The organism is Solwaraspora sp. WMMD1047, assembly GCF_029626155.1.
GTDB lineage: Bacteria > Actinomycetota > Actinomycetes > Mycobacteriales > Micromonosporaceae > WMMD1047.
Genome location: NZ_JARUBL010000001.1, coordinates 6,706,750 through 6,722,805, shown reverse-complemented (window position 1 = coordinate 6,722,805; position 16,056 = coordinate 6,706,750). Strand labels below are relative to the sequence as shown.

Here is a 16,056-nt window from a genome sequence, read left to right as displayed (position 1 = left end):
ACGACCCGAGTTGCCGTACCGCCGTGGTCGTGGCGATCAGCAGGGCGGACGCGGCGCCGGCGGCGCGACCGGGGTGATCCGCTGCGCGTCGGCCGGCTGCTCGGCCTGCTGGCGGCGGTACGCCTGGGCGGCGAGGCCGGTGGCCACCGGCAGGAGGTAGGGGGTCCAGCGGAACCGCCCGGACTGGGCGGCGAGCGACCAGGCCGCGTTGGCCGAGTACGCCCCCGCCAGCCACCAGCCGCTGCGCCGGTTGGTGGCCGCGACCCGGTTGGCCGGGATCGCCTGCTGGATCGCGTTGGCGGCGCTGGCCGCGAAGATCGGCCCCCAGATCGCGAACGCGTAGTCGGGCGGCGTGATCTCGGTGTCGTACGCCTCGGCGCCCTCCTCGGTGCCGGCGAGCAGCGGTCCCAGGGTCGGCACCAGGATCAGCGCGGCCGTGGAGAGCCCAACCTCCGGAAAAGCCCGCGGGGCCGGACCGAATCCGGCCCGGCCCCGCGGATGAGAAGGATCAGACGCCGCCCAGCCGGTCGGCGCAGGGGGTGGTCGGGGACAGGGTGAAGTCGAGCGACGTCACGAAGCCGGACTGCACCTGGATCCGCTTGGCCTGCGGAATCCAGCCGTCCTTCGCGACGATCACCTGGTACCGGCCGCGCGGCACCCAGTAGGCGTAGCCGCCGCCGTCGGCCGTCAGCGTGTAGCCGACGGTCGGGTCACTGACCAGGCTGAGCCGGACCGTGGCCGGCACCGGCACCGTGCTGCCGCCGCAGGTCTGCCCGGTCACCGAGCCGTGCAGCTTGCCCCAGTTGGCCGGCGGCGAGACGTTCATCTCGACCGGTACGCCCGGCACCGAGTACGGCGTGTCCGAGGCCAGCCCCAGCTCGGCGGTGTACGTGCCCGGCTGGCCGACCCCGAACTCGCCGGTCGCGGTCAGCCGGACCGTCACCTGCCGGGACGCCCCCGGCGCCAGGGTGAAGGTGGTCGGGTCGGTGGTCAGCCACGGCTGGTCGCCACCCTCGTCGCAGGATTCCAGGCCACCGAGGAACTCGGTCTCCGCGGAGCCCACGAACGACGACGGCGAACCACCGATCTTGTACGCCGCGCACGCCGCCCCGCCCCGGTACCGGCTGAACAGCGTGTTCGGCAGGTTCAGCCAGGCCCCGGCGGCCGGGTCGTACGCGACCGTCCGGTTGGTGACCGCGGTGGAGGCGGCGGTGACCCCGCCGGCCAGCACCAGCAGGCCGCCGGCCACCGTCGCCTGGGAGGCCCACAGGTCCAGCGGCAGGTTCGGCAGCGGCGACCAGGCGTCGGCGGCCGGGTCGTAGCCGTAGCCGTTCGAGTACTCGGTCGCCCCGGCGCCGCCGGCGCAGTAGACCTTGCCGCCGATCCCGCCGCAGGACATCCAGGAGACGATCTGCGGGTAGTTCGCCCCGGCCCGGAAGGTGCCGGTGGCCGGGTCGAAGATCACCAGGTTGGCCGAGTCGGTGCAGTTGCTGTCCATGCAGCCACCGACCAGGTAGACCTTGCCGCCGACGACCGCCGTGCCGGCCGCCGACCGGGGGGCCGGGTTGGTCGTCCCGGACAGCGTGCTCCAGGCGCCGGTGGCCGGGTCGAAGACGTCCACCGAGGCGACCGGCGTCCCGCCGGGACCCCAGCCACCGAGCACGTAGAGCTTGCCGCCCACCGCTGCCGCCGATGGCTTCGATCGCGCGTTGGGCAGGTCCGGCAGCGCCGTCCAGGCGGCCGCGCCCGGGTCGTACACCCAGGCCCTGCGCTCCAGTCCGGTGCCGCTGCCGCCGCCGACGGAGTAGACCTTGCCGCCGATGGTGGCCGCGGCGTTGTCGAAGATCGCCGCCGGCAGGTTGGGAAGCCTGGTCCAGGCCTCGTCGATCAGCGGCGCGGCGGCGGTGCCGTCGGTGCCGCCGATGGTGCCGTAGCCGACCCCGGTCCGGGCCTTGCTGATTCCCTTCATCTTGATTTCGTTCAGCTCCGCGCCCTTGCGGGAGAGCAGGTCGAAGCCGCCGCCGCGCTCGACGACATCCACGGTGGCGGGGGCGCTGCCGGTGTTGGTCACCGTCAGCTTCGTCTGGCGGACGCTGCCGTACGGCTGGTGCGACTCGATGGAGCCCGGGCTGACGGTGAGCCGACCGGCGCCGAGCGCGAAGTCCGCCCGGACCGTGCCGTCAGGTTGAACCGTCACCGGCCGGGTGTGGGCGGCGTACGGCGCCTTGCTGGCGGTGAACTCCCGGGTTCCGGTCAGGCTGGAGAAGAGCCAGTAGAAGCCGTCGGGCAGGTTCTGGTCCTCCGGCGTCGCCGCCGAAACGCCCCGGTCCAGCGGCTCCTCCACACTGGACACCGTCACGCCGGTCAGCGGGTCGCCGGTGTTCTGGTCGGTGGTGAAGCCGGTCACCAGGCCACCCGGCACCGGGGTGCAGGACCGGTTGACGACCTCGACGTTGTCCACCTCCCACCACCAGGCGAAGGTGCCGCCGAAGCGGAACCGGATCAGCACCTCTTCCCGCCCGGCGACCAGGGTGAGCGGTACCTCCTCGATCCGGGGGCCGCGCCGGCTGGCGGTCTGGTGCCAGGCGTTCGACCAGTTGGTGCCGCCGTCGACGGAGACGTCGATGTCGGCGAAGTCGCTGACGCCGACCGCCCGCCAGTCACTGTTGAAACGCAGCACCGGCGCGCTCAGGTCGGAGAAGTCCAGCGGCGGCATCCGCAGGTCGGTGTCCTGGGTGTTGCCGCTGCCCAGCGCGTCGCTGTCGATGATCGCGAAGCCACCGGTGCCGCCGGTCTGGTTGCCCCGGTTGCCCAGGTCCTCGAAGGTCCAGCCGCCGTCCTCGGTGCGGTTCACCACCGACCAGCCGGCCGGCGTCTCGGTGGTGTCGAACGACTCCGAGATCAGCGGCTCGCCCAGGCTGGCCCGGTAGCCGGCCGCGGTGCAGGCCGCCGTGACCGGAACCGCGATGTTGACCGTGGGGGCCGTCATGCCGACGTACAGGTCCTGGCTGACAGTCTGGTAGCCGGGGTAGACGGCGGTGGTGGTGATCCGGTACTCGGTGTTGCCCGGCACCGTGAACGAGTACCGGCCGGTCTTCGGGTCGGTGAAGATCGGGCCGCCGGGCCGGCCGGCCACCTCGATCTTCGCGTAGAGCGGCCAACCGTGACCGGAGCCGTCGGTCACCCGGCCGGAGACGGTCGTCTCGGGCGTCTCGACCAGCCCGAAGTCCACCGGCGCGGTGCCGTTCTCGGGGATGGTGACGGTGAGGGTCATGCTCCGGAAGCCGTACGCCGAGGCGGTGATGTCGTGATCGCCGGCCGGCAGGGTCATCCGGTAGGTGCCGTCCGCCGCGGTCCGGACGCTGCGCCCGTTGGCGCTGATGGTGGCGCCCTCCAGCGGCTCGCCGGTGATCGCCTCGATCACCGTGCCGGCGGCCATCCCGACGGGTCCGCGCGGGGCCTGGGTGACCGCCTGGTACGCGTTGAGCCGGCCCTCGCCGAAGTTGTTGTTGTCGTCGACGGTGCCGCCGCAGCCCAGCGAGTCCACATCGGTCGCGGTGTCGTCGAGCAGGGCCTCGGTGGCGGCGATGTCGCCGCGCAGCGCGGCGGACGCCGACCAGACCAGCGCGACGGCCCCGGCCACGTGCGGGGCGGCCATCGAGGTGCCGGTGAAGTTCGCGTAGGTGTTGTCGGGGACGCTGGAGCGCACCGCGCTGCCGGGCGCCGAGATGTTCGGCTTGATGCCGCCGTCCACCAGGGACGCGCCGCGGCTGGAGCTGCTGGCGATGTTGTTGTTGATGTCGTAGTTGCCGACCGCGTACGAGTTGGCGTAGTCGGAGGGGGAGCCGGCGGTGCCGCAGCCCGGACCCTCGTTGCCGGCCGAGAAGACCGGGAACATCCCGGCGGCCCGCCAGGAGTCGACGATCTGCTGGTACCACAGGTCGCCGCCGTCGCCGCCCCAGGAGTTGTTGACGATGTCGGCCCGCAGGTCGGGCCGGGGGTTCTCCCCGTTGAGGTCGGTGGGGGCGAGCACCCACTGGCCGGCGGCGAGCAGCGACGCGTCGGAGCAGCTGCGGGCCTCGCAGCCCTTGGCGGCGATCCAGGTGGCGCCCGGCGCGACACCGATCTGGTTGTCGCCGCCGTCGTCGCCGACGATGGTGCCCATGGTGTGGGTGCCGTGGTCGTTGTTGTCGCAGGGCGCCGGGTCCGCGCAGACGCCGGCCGGGTCGAACCAGTTGTACGCGTGGTCGAAGCCGCTGCCGGTGTTGCCGCGGTAGCTGCCGACCAGCGCCGGGTGGTCGAACTGGACGCCGCTGTCGATGTTGGCCACGACGATGCCCTCGCCGCGTACCCCGTACTCGTCCCAGACCTGCGGGGCGGCCACGTTCGTCACGTTCCAGCCGATGGCCTGGGTGCTGGCCCGGCCGGTCTCGGGCGCGGCCCGCTCCGGCTCGACGAGCGCGTACTCGCGGGACGGGTCGATCCGTTCCACCTCGGGGCGGGCGGCGATCGCGTCCACCAGGGCCCGGTCGCCGGTCACCCGCAACGCGTTGGCGATCCAGTACGCGTCGTAGGGCGCCTTGCGGGCGTCCAGCTCGGCCCGCAGGTCGCGCTGGGTCCGCTCGGCGGTGCCGGTCAGCTCCTGGTAGACCTCGGTGGCCCGGGCGTCGGGGTCGCTGCGCTGCGCCGCGCGGTCCAGTGTGGCGCGTTCCCGCAGGTAGACGACGAAGTCGGTGGTCCCGCCGGCGGCCAGTTCGGCGACCAGTTCACCGCTGACGGTGGCGCCGGCCGAGCCGGCGGGCGGCGCCGCGCCGGCGATGGTGGGCTGCGCCGTGACGCCGATGAGCACGGCGGTCGCCACGGCGAGCGTCCGGAAGGCTCTGCTCCAGCGGGCGGCGTCGCGCCCTCGTGGTTGTTGTGACATTCCCACTCCCCACTCCCTCACGACCCGAGCTGTTCGGGCCGTCGAGCACGCGGCTCCCCTGTGGCCAGTGCCACCGGCGCGTGGGTCGCGAGGTCTTATGGAGAGCGCTCCCCACATCCGCTAGGAGTCATGCTCTGGCTCCTAGTGGTAGTGATCAATGGGCCGGCCAGAGCAGTATCAAGGCAGAATCCGGGCAGAATCCAGGCGCGGGTCAGGTGCCGGACAGCCGCCACCGTCCAATCGGTGTTGACGCGGTAGATCAAACCCGATTGGCTTGGACGGCGTGGAAGGCGCGACAACGGGGGAGGTTGTTGTGGTCAGTGGCGAGATTCCGCTGGTGGTTTGTGTTTCCTCGGACGCGGTGGTGCGGGAACGGCTGGTCCGCCGACTCGACGACTGCGGGACGGTGGTGATCTGCTCGGACCTGTCGGAGCTGCGTTCGATTCTGGGTCCGTCGGCCGCCGAGCGACCGACGGGGCAGCCGTCGACGCCCGTCACGATGGGCGAGCTGTCGGTCGATCCGGCCGGTCACCTGGTCACCTGGCGGGGCGAACCGCTGAGCCTGACCCGACTGGAACGCGAGCTGCTGGCCCGCCTGGTCAGCCCGCCGATCGGGCTGTGGACCTACGAGCGGCTGTTCGCCTCGGTCTGGGGCGGGGCCTACCTCGGCGACACCGCGATCCTGCACTCGGCGGTCAAGCGGCTGCGGCGGAAGTTGAACGCCCTGCCGGACGGCCCCCGGGTGCAGACCGTACGCGGGGTCGGCTACCGGCTGGCCTCGCCGCGCTGACCGGCGGCGCCGTGCCACGATTGGCGGCGTGACCGACCGCGCCGAGCAGACCAGCCCGCCGTCGTACCCGGCTCCACCCGACTGGCCCGGCCCGTCGGACCCGGGTACGCCGGCCGGGCGGCCCTGGGGACGGTGGTTGATCATCGGCACCGTCGTCTGGGCGGTACTGCTGGTCGGGCTCAGCTATCTGTCCATGCGGCGGGACGAGCCGACGGTCCGCGAGCAGCGCACCCTGACCCAGGCGCAGCCGGTGGTGAGCCGGGCGATCGGTGAGCTGGTCCGCGCCGCCGGAACCGAGGCGGTACTCGAACTGGTGGAGCCCCGGCTGACCAGCGGGTGTCGGGTCACCACCTTCCGCGACGGCGCCACCCTGGAACGCGACCTCATCGTGCGGACCACGCCGGACCGGGTGGACCCGCTGCTGGCGACGATCGCCGACCGGCTACCGGCCGGCTACCGCGCCGGGATCCGCCCCGACCGCGACGGCAACGGCAACGGCGGCAACGGCGACGGTGGCAACGGCAACGGCGGCGGCGGCGGTCCGACGTTGCGCGCCGACGCGGGCGACTTCGTCGCGGTCTCCGGCCGGTCGACCGGACCGGGAGTGCTGAGGTTCACGGCGACCACCGGCTGCCGGCCCGTCGAACCCGACCTGGCCCTGGCCGACCTGCTGCCCGGCCTCGGCGTCGACGACCAACCCGGTCAGGTGCTGGCCGCGCTGGGCGCCAGCGAGGTGGCCCCGGCCGGCCGGGTCTCGGTGGCCTGCCCCGGCGGCGGCCAGGCCCACACCGCCCGGGCCACCGGCGTGGCCGCCCCGGCCGCGCCGAGCCCGGCCGAGATCCTGCCGGACCCCGACGGCCCGGTCGCCGCCGCCAACCCCGAGCTGTACGCCTTCCGCGACGGCCCACGCAGCATCGTGATCGAGTCCGTCGACGGCGACCTCCGCGCAGCGGTCACCACCGACTGCGCCTGACCAGCGAGTGCCCAGACCGTCCCTGGCCCGGCCGGATGCAGTCCCCAGCAGTCCGCGCGGTCCAGCGGTCCACGCGGTCCAGCGGTCCACGCGGTCCAGCGGTCCACGCGGTCCAGGGGTCCGCGCGGTCGCCGCCGGTCGCGCGTCCCAGCCGACCGTGGGCCCTCGGCGGTGGTCGCCGGCCGCGCGGTCCTAGCCGACCGTGAGTCCTCGGCGGTCGTCGCCGGCGGCGCTGTCCTAGCCGACCTGGGCGGCTCGTGCCGCCTCGGTGGTCTCCGCCGCCACCTGCAGTTCCTCGCGTGGCTCGACCACCAGCACCGGCACCGCCGCGCCCGGAGCCGAGACCAGACCGTCGGCGGCCAGGTTGCCGGCCACCGGCGGCTCCACCCCGAACAGCCGCAGGCCGGCGCAGACGTCGGCGCGTACCTCCGGTTGATCCCAGCCGATCTCGCCGGTGAAGACCACCGCGTCCAGCCGGTCCAGACTGGTCGCGGCGGCGGCCAGCTCCCGGCGTACCCGATGGGTGTAGACCGCCAGCGCGAGCCGGGCGGCCGGGTCGGAGCCGGCGGCGGCGACCAGGTCCCGGGTGTCGTCGGATCGGCCGCCGGAGAGGCCGAGCAGCCCGGAGCGGCGGTTCAGCCCGTCGGCCAGCTCCGCGCGGTCCAGCCGGCCGTCCAGCAGCCAGAGCAGCATCCCCGGGTCCACCGCGCCGGACCGCTTCGCCATCGGCACCCCGTCCAGCGGGGTGAAGCCCATCGAGGTGTCCACGCTGCGGCCGTCGCGGACCGCGCAGACCGAGGCGCCGCCGCCCAGGTGTGCCATGACCAGGTGCAGCCCGGTTGCCGGCCGGTCGAGCAGCTCGGCGGTGCGGCGCAGGGCGTACGCGTAGGAGATGCCGTGGAAGCCGTACCGGCGCAGCCCCCACCGGTCGCGCCACTGCGCGGGCAGCGGATAGGTCGCCGCCGCGTCGGGCAGCCCGGCGTGGAACGCGGTGTCCGGGCAGACCACCTGGGGTACTGCGGGCAGCTCGGACCGGGTCAGGTCGATCAGGCGCAGGGCGGGCGGCAGGTGCAGCGGCGCGAGGGTGACCAGCTCGGCCAGCTCGGCCCGCAGGTCGTCGTCGAGCAGCCGGGGCCGGTTGACCAGCTCCCCGCCGTGCACCAGCCGGTGGCCGACCGCCGTCGGTGGCTCGTGGTCGGCGACGAACCGCCGCAGCGGCTCGTCGGCGTCGGGCGAGCCGGGCGGGTCGGAGCGGTCCAGCCGGTCGGTCACCTCGCCGTCGCGGACGTACGCGACGTGCAGGCTGGACGATCCGGCGATGACGGTGAGGATGGTCACGCCCGTTGTCATACCCGACCGGACGCGATCCAGTCAGGGAGAGGCGCGACGCAGTCGCGGCCGGCCGGGTCAGTAGACGAGCGCCTGGACCCCGTCGGCCAGGGTCTCCTCGACGAACGCCGCGGCGCCGGCGATCCGTACCCCGGGCAGCACGTCGGCGGCGGTGATCTCCCGGCGGGCGGCGCACTGGGTGCAGACCGTCACCCGGCCGGCGGCGAGCACCGCGTCCAGCAGGTCGGCCAGCGGCGCGGAGTGCGGCAGGTCGAACTCGGCGGCCCGGCCGGGCAGCGCGAACCAGCTCGACTCCCCGGTCAGCCAGAGCGACACGTCGGCGCCGGCCGCGACGGCGGTGGCCGCTACCGTGAACGCCTGCGCACACCGCTCCGGGGCGTCCGAACCGGCGGTGGCCTTGACGACGAGAGTGCGAGCCATCGGGCCAGCATAGGATGACCTTGTCATGGTTACCGAGATTGGGTTCGTCAGCCTGCTGGTGGCGGGATTCGGCGCGCTCGCCGGTGGGCTGGTCTATCTGGCGGTACGGATTTCGAGAGGACGTTGGTGAACCGGTGAGCAACCCGACGGACAGCCCGATCGAGCCGCCACCCTGGCTCAACGCGCCGCCGGTCGACCCGTACCCGTTCGAGGAGACCTACGACCTGCGGGTCGGCCCGGACCTGCACCCGGCGTTGCTCGGCCTGCTGCCCTACATCGGGCAGTGGCGGGGCCGGGGCCAGGGCGGCTACCCGACCATCGACGACTTCGCGTACGCCCAGGAGATCACCATCAGCCACGACGGGCGGCCGTTCCTGCGCTACGAGTCGCGGGCCTGGCTGCTCGACGAGCAGAGCCAGCCGGTGCGGCCGGCGGGCCGGGAGGTCGGCTGGTGGCGGCCGGTGCTGGACGACGGCAAGGCCACCGACGAGTTGGAGGTCATGCTGATGACCCCGACCGGGGTGATGGAGCTCTATCTGGGCCGGGTCACCGGCACCAAGGTCGAGTTGGCCACCGACGCGGTGCTGCGGACCGCCACCGCCAAGGAGGTGACCGCCGGCCATCGGCTGTTCGGGATCATCGACGGCGAGCTGCTCTACGCCCAGGACATGGCGGCGGTGGGGCACCCGCTCACCCCGCACCTCTCCGCCCGCCTGCTCCGGGTCGGCGGCTGACAGTTCCGGCGGCGCACGGGTCCGGTCCGGCCGCCGGACTATGCTCGGAAACGTGTCCGACACATCGCTGGCCGAACTGCTGCGCTCCCGTGGGCTGCGGCTGACCGCCCAGCGCCAGTTGATCCTGGAAGCGGTGCTGGAGCTGCGGCACGCCACCCCGGAGCAGGTGCACACGGCCGTCCGCGAGGTGGCCGCCGGGGTGAACATCACCACCATCTACCGCACCCTGGAACTGCTCGAACGGCTGGGGCTGGTCCGGCACACCCACCTGTCGCACGGTTCGCCGACCTACCACCCGGCCGGCGAGGACCAGCACGTCCACCTGGTCTGCCGGTCCTGCGGGGCGGTGGACGAGTTCGACCCCCGGCTGCTCGAACCGCTCGCCGGCCAACTCGCCGCGGAGCGGGGCTTCCAGGTCGACATCGGGCACGTGGCACTCTTCGGGGACTGCGGCAAGTGCGGGGAGCGGAAATGATCGACATCGCCGGTGCGGTGGCTGTGGAAGCCGTCGACGAGCAGACCCGGGACCGGCCGGAGCCCGAACACGCCGCCGCCGGGGTGCGGTCGGTGGCGGCCCACTACGGCGACCCGATGCGCGAGCAGCGGCAGCTCGCCACCGGCGTCGGCCTGGTCGACCGGTCGCACCGGGGCGTGGTCGCCGTGCCGGGCGAGGAGCGGGCCGGCTGGCTGCACACCCTGACCACCCAGCACCTTTCGGACCTCGCCGCCGGCCAGGGCAGCGAGCTGCTGGTGCTTTCCCCACACGGGCACATCGAACAGCACGCGATGGTCGCCGAGGACGGCACGACCACCTGGCTGGACACCGAACCCGGCGACACCGGCGGGCTGCTCACCTACCTGGAGAAGATGCGCTTCTTCACCCGGGTGGATCCGCGCGACGCGACCGCCGACTGGGCGGTGCTGTCGCTTGTCGGCCCGGAGGCGGTGGCCGCCGCCGGCACCCTCGGCGCGACCGGGCTGGCCGACCCCGACGTGGTCGCGGTGCCGGGACCGAAGTTCACCGCCGGCTCGGTGCCCCCTCGCCCCACCACGCGGTACGCGGTCAGCCCGTTGACCGGCGGCGACTGGGCCCGCCGCGCCGGCCTCGGGGTGGATCTGCTGGTGCCGCGCGCGTCGATGGAGCAGGTGGTGGGGGAGCTGACCGGGGCCGGGGTGCCGGTGGCCGGGCTGTGGGCGTACGAGGCGTTGCGGGTGGCCGCCCGGCGGGCCCGGGTCGGCTTCGAGACCGACCACCGGACGCTGCCGGCGGAGGTGGAGCTGCTCGCCCCGGCGGTGCATCTGGAGAAGGGCTGCTACCGGGGCCAGGAGACGGTGGCCCGGGTGCACAACCTGGGCCGGCCGCCGCGCCGACTGGTGCTGCTGCACCTCGACGGGGTGGGCAGCGACCAGCTCCCGGCGGTGGGTACGCCGGTGGTGCTGGACGGTCGTACGGTCGGCTTCGTTGGCACGGCGGTGCGCCACTTCGAGCTGGGTCAGGTGGCGCTGGCCGTGGTCAAGCGGTCAGTCGCCGACGACGCCCGCCTGCTGGTCGGCGAGCAGGCCGCCGCCATCGACCCGGACTGAGCCGCCATCGACCCGGACTGACCGGCGGGCTCGCGGCGCCGGCCGCGCGCCGACCCGACCCGGCCCGATCAGGCCCGGCCCGGACTTGACGGACGCGCCGCCGGACCGGATGGCCGTCAGGCCGGCACCAGCACCACCTTCCCCACCACGGCCCGGTCGTCGAGCATCCGCAAGGCCCGGGTGGCGTCGGTAAGCGGCAGCCGGGCCGCCACCGCCGGCTTCAGCTCGCCGGTGCGCAGCAGCTCCAGGACGGTGGCCAGGTCCGCGTCGAAGTTCTTGTCCTGCCGGATCCCGTAGAAGCTGGTCCGCCGGCCGTTGGGCAGCGCCCGCCACCAGAGCAGCCGGCCGATCGTCTGCACGTACGGCGTCATCCGCCAGCCCTGGTCGTCCAGGGTCGACGCGCTGCCGTAGACGACGAGCGTCCCGCCCCGCCCCAGCGACCGCCAGGACTCGCGCAGTCCCGGCCCGGCGGCGTGGTCGAAGACAGCGGCCACCCCGTCGGGCGCCAGTTCCCGGACCCGGTCGGCCAGGTTCGGCTCCCGGTAGTCGAGCGGGCTGGCACCCAGCTCGCGGACCCGGTCGTGCTTGCCCGGCGACGCGGTGCCGATCACCCGGGCGCCGGCCCGCAGCGCCAGCCGGACCAGGAGGGTGCCGACCCCGCCGGCCGCGCCGTGCACCAGCACGGTGTCGCCGGCGGCGACCCGGGCCACCCGGTGGACCATCTGGTACGCGGTCACCCCGTTGGTGACCAGCGCGACCGCCTCGGCCGCGTCGACCGACTCGGGCACCGGCACCAGGTGTGTCGCCGGCAGCAGCACGCTCTGCGACCAGGCGCCGGTCCGGGTCATCGCGGCCACCCGCTGCCCGACGGCCAGCCCGTCACCGCCCGACCCGCCCGGTCCGACCGCCTCGATTCGGCCGACCAGGTCGTAGCCGGGTACGAACGGGAACGTCGGCTGGGCGAAGTAGCGGCCGCGCAGCATCTGCACCTCGGCGAAGGAGACGCCGGCCGCCTCGACCCGGACCCGGACCTGACCCGGCCCGGGAGCGGGCAGGTCCCGTTGCTGAACCTTGAGCACCTCGGGACCGCCGACGTGCGGCATGACGATCTCGGTCACCTGCGTCATCGTGATAGCTCCTTACTTGTGTTAGAACCTCTAACTCAAGTTAGAGTATCCCGATGGAGAACGCAACCCGCCGGGAGCGGATCCGGGCCCAGACCCGGGAGGAGGCGAAGGCCGCCGCGCTGCGCCAGATCGCCGCGGCCGGGCCGCAGTCGCTGTCGCTGAACGCCATCGGCAAGGAACTCGGGATGACCGGCCCGGCCCTCTACCGCTACTTCGCCGGCCGCGACGAATTGCTCACCGAGCTGATCAGCGACGGCTACCACGACCTGGCCGACACCATCGAGACCGAGGCCGGCGTCGTCGCCGACCGGCCACCGGCCGACCGGGTACGCGCGCTGGCCCGCGCCTACCGGGCCTGGGCGCTCGCCCAGCCACACCGTTACCTACTGCTCTTCGGCACCCCCGTGCCCGGCTACACCGCCCCCGCGCACACCGTCGCCGCCGCCACCCGGACGCTGCGCACCTTCCTCGACCCGATCGCCGCGCTCGGCGGCGAACCCCGCTATCCGGAGCTGGAGGGCCAGCTCGCCGCCGGGATGGCCGACCGCAACCCGGCCGCGCCCTGGGGCGGCCCGGCGCTGCGGCGCGCGGTGACCGGCTGGACCCGGATGCACGGCACGGTCAGTCTGGAGGTCGAGGGACACTTCGAGCAGATGGGCTTCGACCCCGGCCGGCTCTTCGAGGCCGAGGTCGAGGAGCTGATCCGGGAGGCCGCCGGCGACCCTGGCTAGGATCGCCGGCATGACGACACCGACGTTGATCACGGTCGCCCCCACCGGGGCGGAGTCCGCAAAGACCGAGGTCCCGGCGTTGCCGGTGACCCTCGACGAGCTGCTGCTGACCGCCAAGGAATGCGAAGCGCTCGGTGCCGCCGTGATCCACGTCCACATCCGCGACGAGGGCTCCCGCCCCACCCTCGACCCGGGCCGGCTCCGGGCCACCGTCGCCGCACTGCGGGAGAGCACCGACCTGATCGTGCAGCTCTCCACCGGCGGCGCGGTCACCGACCCGGAGGCCGACCGGCTGGCCGTGCTGGACGCCGGCCCGGAGATGGCCTCCTGCACGATGGGCACGGTCAACTTCGGCGACGGCGTCTTCCTCAACCGGTGGGAGTTCATCGTCGACCTGCACACCCGCATGCAGGAGCGCAACATCCTCCCCGAGTACGAGATCTTCGACCTCGGTCAGCTCACCGCCCTGCAGCGGCTGCTCGGCAAGTACGGTCTGCCGGCCGGCGGGCACGTCCACGTCGACCTGGTGATGGGGGTGCCCGGCGGGATGCCGGGCACCGCCGAGGCGCTGGTCGCCTGCCGGCAGGCGATCCGCGACCTGCCGGCCGGGACCACCTTCTCGGCCACCGGGATCGGCCGCAGCACCATCCCGGTGATGCTCGCCGCGCTGGCCACCGACGGGCACCTGCGGGTCGGCATGGAGGACACCATCAGCTACGCCAAGGGTCGGCCGGTGGAGTCGAACATGCAGCTGGTGGCGCGGGCCGTCGGTCTCGCCCACGTCGCCCAACGCCCCCCGGCCAGCACCGGGCAGGCCCGCGAGCTGCTTGGACTGTCCAGCCGGTCCGCCGCATGACGAAGACGTACCAGGGTGGGGTTCCGCTCGCCGAGGTGGTCCGGTCCGGCTTCGCGGAGAGCGCCCACCGCGGTTCGATCGCGGTCCTGACCGCGACCGGCTCAATGCTGGTGTCGGCCGGCGACATCGAGTCGCCGATCTTCCCCCGGTCGGCAAGCAAGCCGCTGCAGGCGGTCGGCATGCTCCGCAGTGGACTGCGGCTCGCCGACCCGGCCGACCTGGCGCTGGTCTGCGCCAGCCACCACGGAGAACAGCGGCACGTCGCCCGGGTCGCGGCGCTGCTGGCCGGCGCCGGGCTGTCGCCGGCCGCGCTGCGTTGCCCGCCGGACCTCCCGGTCTCCGAGGACGCCCGGACCACCGTGCTGCGGGCCGGCGGCGGCCGGTCCCGGCTCCAGATGAACTGCTCCGGCAAGCACACCGGGATGCTGCTGACCTGCCTGGCCGCCGGCTGGCCGACCGACGGCTACTGGCGGCCGGAACACCCCCTGCAGGAGCGGATCAGTGCCGCGATCGAGGAGTTCACCGGCGAGCCGGCCGTCGCGGTCGGGGTGGACGGCTGCGGTGCGCCGGTGCTGTCCGCGTCGCTGACCGGGCTGGCCACCGCCTACCTGCGGCTGGTCTCGGCCGAGCCCGGCTCGGTGCCGCGGACCGTCGCCGACGCGATGCGCGCCCACCCGACGCTTGTGGCCGGGACCGGCCCGACCGCGTACGACAGCCAGTTCCTGGCCGCCGTGCCGGGGCTGCTGGTCAAGGGGGGTGCCGAGGGGGTGATCGCGGCGGCGCTGCTCGGCGTCGGGGCGGTGGCCGTCAAGGTCGACGACGGCGCCGGCCGGGCCTGCCTGCCCGCGCTGACCGCGGGCCTGCGCCGGCTGGGCGTGACCGCGTCGATTCCGCCCGAACTGGCCGAGCCGGTGGTCTACGGCGGCGGCGAGCCGGTCGGCGCGGTCCGCGCCCTCTGGTGACCGCGCCCGCTGGCGTTTGCGGGTCGTGTCTCCCCGGGACCGGCGGGTTCGGTCCTCGGGACGCCGACGGGTTCGGTCCCGCTGAGACAGCGGTCGGGTGTCGGTGACTCAGGCCAGGAAGTCGAGTAGGGCCTCGTTCACCCGGTCGGGGTGTTCCAGCGGGAGCAGGTGCCCGGCGTCCGGGACGTCCGGAAGGCGGGTGGCGGCCGGCGCCTCGGCGGTGATCTTCGCGGCCAGTCGGCCGATGTCCGGTACGTCGGCCGCGCCAACCTGCACCAGCACCGGCATCCGCAGCTCGCCGAGTCGGCCGACCGCCGGCGGGTCCAGCTCGCCGGTGATCACGTCGCCGAGCGCGGCCTCCGCGGCCAGCGCCCGACGATCCATCTGCTGGGCGAACGCCACCAGATCGGGGTCGACGTCCGCCGGCTCACGGCCGGGTCCGACCACCCAGAACCGGACCTCGGCCGCCGCCATCGCGTCCAGGTCCTCGGCCGGTACGTCGCCGACAAGCGAATCCCACAGATCGCTGGTCTCGGCGGACCACTCGTAGCCGGAGACGGCGGTGCCGAACAACGCCAGGGCGGTGACCCGGTCCGGGTGGGCGAGTGCGGTGTCGATCGCCACCGACCCGCCGAACGAGCAGCCGACCAGCGCGGCCCGCTCGATGCCGAGCGCGTCGAGCAGTCCGACGACGTCGTCGTGGTGGGCGAACGGGGTGCTCGGCAGGTCGGATTCGCCGTACCCCCGCAGGTCCAGCGCGACCACCCGGTGCCGGGCGGCGAGGGCGGCGAGTTGCCCACGCCACATCCGGCGGTCGGCGATCCCGGCGTGCAGGAGGACCACCGGCGAGCCCACACCGGCCTCGTCGTAGGCCAGCGTCGCTCCGTTGACGTCGATGTTCGGCACCAGGCGACGCTAGGGGTCCGGCGACCACGCTGGCAACCGGAATAGCGGCGCGGTCGGGGCGGCCGGGCCGGCACACTTGCGGGGTGACAGGTGTCGGTTCCCGATGGCGCAGCGCCGCGTTGGCGGCGGCGGTCGACCGGCTCGCCGCCGAGGTCGACCAGGCGTGGCGGGCGCTGCTGCGCGAGTACGGGGTGGCCGAGGGCTCTGAAGACGAAGCGGAGCTGGCTCGACTGGTGGTGGCGGACCCGGCCGGTCACGACTGGCGGGTGGTGGACGCCGCCCTCGCCCGGTCGGCGTGCGACGAGTGCGGCGCGCCGTCGACCCAGGGGCCGCCCACCTGCCAGCTCTGCGCGTTCCACCACGGCCAGCGGTTCGGTGCCCGGGAGACCGACCGGCCCGCGGCGCCGCCCGGCAACGAACACGCCAGCCGGGTCGCGTGGGCGGTGGTCCAGGCCCCCGGACGGTACGGCTCCCGGGCCCGGGCGGGCTTCGAGCTGTCCTTGCCCGACCTGCTCGCCGGGCACCTGCCCAGCACGGCGCAGGCGCAGGCAGCCCGGGCTCAGCTCAACCGGCTGACACCCGGGCAGTGTGACCGGGTGACCAGCTTCGCCGAGGTGGAGCGGCTGGCCGCGGCGGCGGTGTCGCCGCCGCACCCGGTCGCGTCGGCGCCCGGCGGGCGGGGTCACCCGGCCGGGTGAG

The 16,056-nt window shown here is 74.0% G+C and carries 16 protein-coding genes; 10 read left to right on the top strand and 6 right to left on the bottom strand.

Going from position 1 to position 16,056, the window contains the following annotated elements; all coding sequences use genetic code 11:
• Positions 1-36 precede the first annotated feature (36 nt).
• Both O7627_RS30765 and O7627_RS30760 read right to left on the bottom strand, forming a co-directional pair.
• Complete coding sequence (locus O7627_RS30765; protein WP_278096949.1) at positions 37-420, bottom strand: hypothetical protein; 384 nt, start codon at positions 418-420, stop codon at positions 37-39.
• A gap of 88 nt (positions 421-508) precedes the next feature.
• A complete protein-coding gene (locus O7627_RS30760; RefSeq protein WP_278096948.1) occupies positions 509-4,924 on the bottom strand; it encodes a S8 family serine peptidase in 4,416 nt (1,471 codons plus the stop codon).
• A 313-nt stretch (positions 4,925-5,237) separates the two neighbouring features.
• On the opposite strand from O7627_RS30760, the gene O7627_RS30755 reads away from it, so the two are divergent.
• Together O7627_RS30755 and O7627_RS30750 are read left to right on the top strand one after the other, a co-directional pair.
• A complete protein-coding gene (locus O7627_RS30755) occupies positions 5,238-5,714 on the top strand; it encodes a winged helix-turn-helix domain-containing protein (RefSeq protein ID WP_278096947.1) in 477 nt (158 codons plus the stop codon).
• Positions 5,715-5,742: 28 nt separating this feature from the next.
• Positions 5,743-6,687 carry a hypothetical protein gene (locus tag O7627_RS30750; protein WP_278096946.1) on the top strand — a complete coding sequence of 315 codons (945 nt, stop codon included), beginning with the start codon at positions 5,743-5,745 and terminating at the stop codon, positions 6,685-6,687.
• Between the two features lie 237 nt (positions 6,688-6,924).
• Here the strand turns inward: O7627_RS30750 and O7627_RS30745 are convergent, their stop codons facing one another.
• Both O7627_RS30745 and O7627_RS30740 read right to left on the bottom strand, forming a co-directional pair.
• The gene (locus O7627_RS30745) at positions 6,925-8,025 is read right to left on the bottom strand and encodes an acetate kinase (RefSeq protein ID WP_278096945.1); all 1,101 of its coding nucleotides are present in this window, start codon (positions 8,023-8,025) and stop codon (positions 6,925-6,927) included.
• A 69-nt stretch (positions 8,026-8,094) separates the two neighbouring features.
• The gene (locus O7627_RS30740) at positions 8,095-8,457 is read right to left on the bottom strand and encodes a DsrE family protein (protein ID WP_278096944.1); all 363 of its coding nucleotides are present in this window, start codon (positions 8,455-8,457) and stop codon (positions 8,095-8,097) included.
• A 25-nt stretch (positions 8,458-8,482) separates the two neighbouring features.
• Here O7627_RS30740 and mtfM point away from each other — a divergent pair, with 25 nt between their 5' ends.
• Genes mtfM through O7627_RS30720 form a run of 4 tightly spaced genes read left to right on the top strand, consistent with a single transcriptional unit; the run spans position 8,483 to position 10,775 of the window.
• Positions 8,483-8,587 (top strand): small membrane protein MtfM, encoded by a 105-nt coding sequence (gene mtfM, locus O7627_RS30735; protein WP_269746704.1) that lies wholly within the window; start codon positions 8,483-8,485, stop codon positions 8,585-8,587.
• Positions 8,588-8,591: 4 nt separating this feature from the next.
• Positions 8,592-9,191 (top strand): FABP family protein, encoded by a 600-nt coding sequence (locus tag O7627_RS30730; protein WP_278096943.1) that lies wholly within the window; start codon positions 8,592-8,594, stop codon positions 9,189-9,191.
• A 52-nt stretch (positions 9,192-9,243) separates the two neighbouring features.
• Positions 9,244-9,666, top strand: a complete 423-nt coding sequence (locus O7627_RS30725; protein ID WP_278096942.1) for a Fur family transcriptional regulator — start codon at positions 9,244-9,246, stop codon at positions 9,664-9,666.
• Complete coding sequence (locus tag O7627_RS30720; protein ID WP_278096941.1) at positions 9,663-10,775, top strand: folate-binding protein; 1,113 nt, start codon at positions 9,663-9,665, stop codon at positions 10,773-10,775. Before O7627_RS30725 ends, O7627_RS30720 begins: the two co-directional genes overlap by 4 nt.
• A gap of 116 nt (positions 10,776-10,891) precedes the next feature.
• Here O7627_RS30720 and O7627_RS30715 read toward each other — a convergent pair whose 3' ends face one another.
• A complete protein-coding gene (locus O7627_RS30715) occupies positions 10,892-11,902 on the bottom strand; it encodes a medium chain dehydrogenase/reductase family protein (RefSeq protein ID WP_278096940.1) in 1,011 nt (336 codons plus the stop codon).
• A 53-nt stretch (positions 11,903-11,955) separates the two neighbouring features.
• Here O7627_RS30715 and O7627_RS30710 point away from each other — a divergent pair, with 53 nt between their 5' ends.
• The 3 genes from O7627_RS30710 to O7627_RS30700 are packed head-to-tail and all read left to right on the top strand — an operon-like array spanning position 11,956 to position 14,451.
• Positions 11,956-12,633: a TetR/AcrR family transcriptional regulator gene (locus O7627_RS30710; RefSeq protein ID WP_278096939.1), complete on the top strand. Its 678-nt coding sequence runs from the start codon at positions 11,956-11,958 to the stop codon at positions 12,631-12,633.
• 10 nt (positions 12,634-12,643) lie between these two features.
• Complete coding sequence (locus O7627_RS30705; RefSeq protein ID WP_278096938.1) at positions 12,644-13,489, top strand: 3-keto-5-aminohexanoate cleavage protein; 846 nt, start codon at positions 12,644-12,646, stop codon at positions 13,487-13,489.
• The gene (locus O7627_RS30700) at positions 13,486-14,451 is read left to right on the top strand and encodes an asparaginase (RefSeq protein ID WP_278096937.1); all 966 of its coding nucleotides are present in this window, start codon (positions 13,486-13,488) and stop codon (positions 14,449-14,451) included. Before O7627_RS30705 ends, O7627_RS30700 begins: the two co-directional genes overlap by 4 nt.
• Before the next feature lie 108 nt (positions 14,452-14,559).
• Here the strand turns inward: O7627_RS30700 and O7627_RS30695 are convergent, their stop codons facing one another.
• On the bottom strand, positions 14,560-15,357 hold the full coding sequence (locus O7627_RS30695; protein ID WP_278096936.1) for an alpha/beta hydrolase: 798 nt from the start codon (positions 15,355-15,357) through the stop codon (positions 14,560-14,562).
• An 83-nt stretch (positions 15,358-15,440) separates the two neighbouring features.
• On the opposite strand from O7627_RS30695, the gene O7627_RS30690 reads away from it, so the two are divergent.
• Complete coding sequence (locus O7627_RS30690; RefSeq protein WP_278096935.1) at positions 15,441-16,055, top strand: hypothetical protein; 615 nt, start codon at positions 15,441-15,443, stop codon at positions 16,053-16,055.
• The last annotated feature ends 1 nt before the right edge of the window (position 16,056 follow it).

Coding starts and splice junctions, on each gene's coding strand:
- O7627_RS30760 (WP_278096948.1), bottom strand. CDS start 4,924: ATGTCACAACAACCACGAGGGCGCGACGCCGCCCGCTGGAGCAGAGCC.
- O7627_RS30740 (WP_278096944.1), bottom strand. CDS start 8,457: ATGGCTCGCACTCTCGTCGTCAAGGCCACCGCCGGTTCGGACGCCCCG.
- O7627_RS30720 (WP_278096941.1), top strand. CDS start 9,663: ATGATCGACATCGCCGGTGCGGTGGCTGTGGAAGCCGTCGACGAGCAG.
- O7627_RS30700 (WP_278096937.1), top strand. CDS start 13,486: ATGACGAAGACGTACCAGGGTGGGGTTCCGCTCGCCGAGGTGGTCCGG.
- mtfM (WP_269746704.1), top strand. CDS start 8,483: ATGGTTACCGAGATTGGGTTCGTCAGCCTGCTGGTGGCGGGATTCGGC.
- O7627_RS30715 (WP_278096940.1), bottom strand. CDS start 11,902: ATGACGCAGGTGACCGAGATCGTCATGCCGCACGTCGGCGGTCCCGAG.
- O7627_RS30705 (WP_278096938.1), top strand. CDS start 12,644: ATGACGACACCGACGTTGATCACGGTCGCCCCCACCGGGGCGGAGTCC.
- O7627_RS30710 (WP_278096939.1), top strand. CDS start 11,956: ATGGAGAACGCAACCCGCCGGGAGCGGATCCGGGCCCAGACCCGGGAG.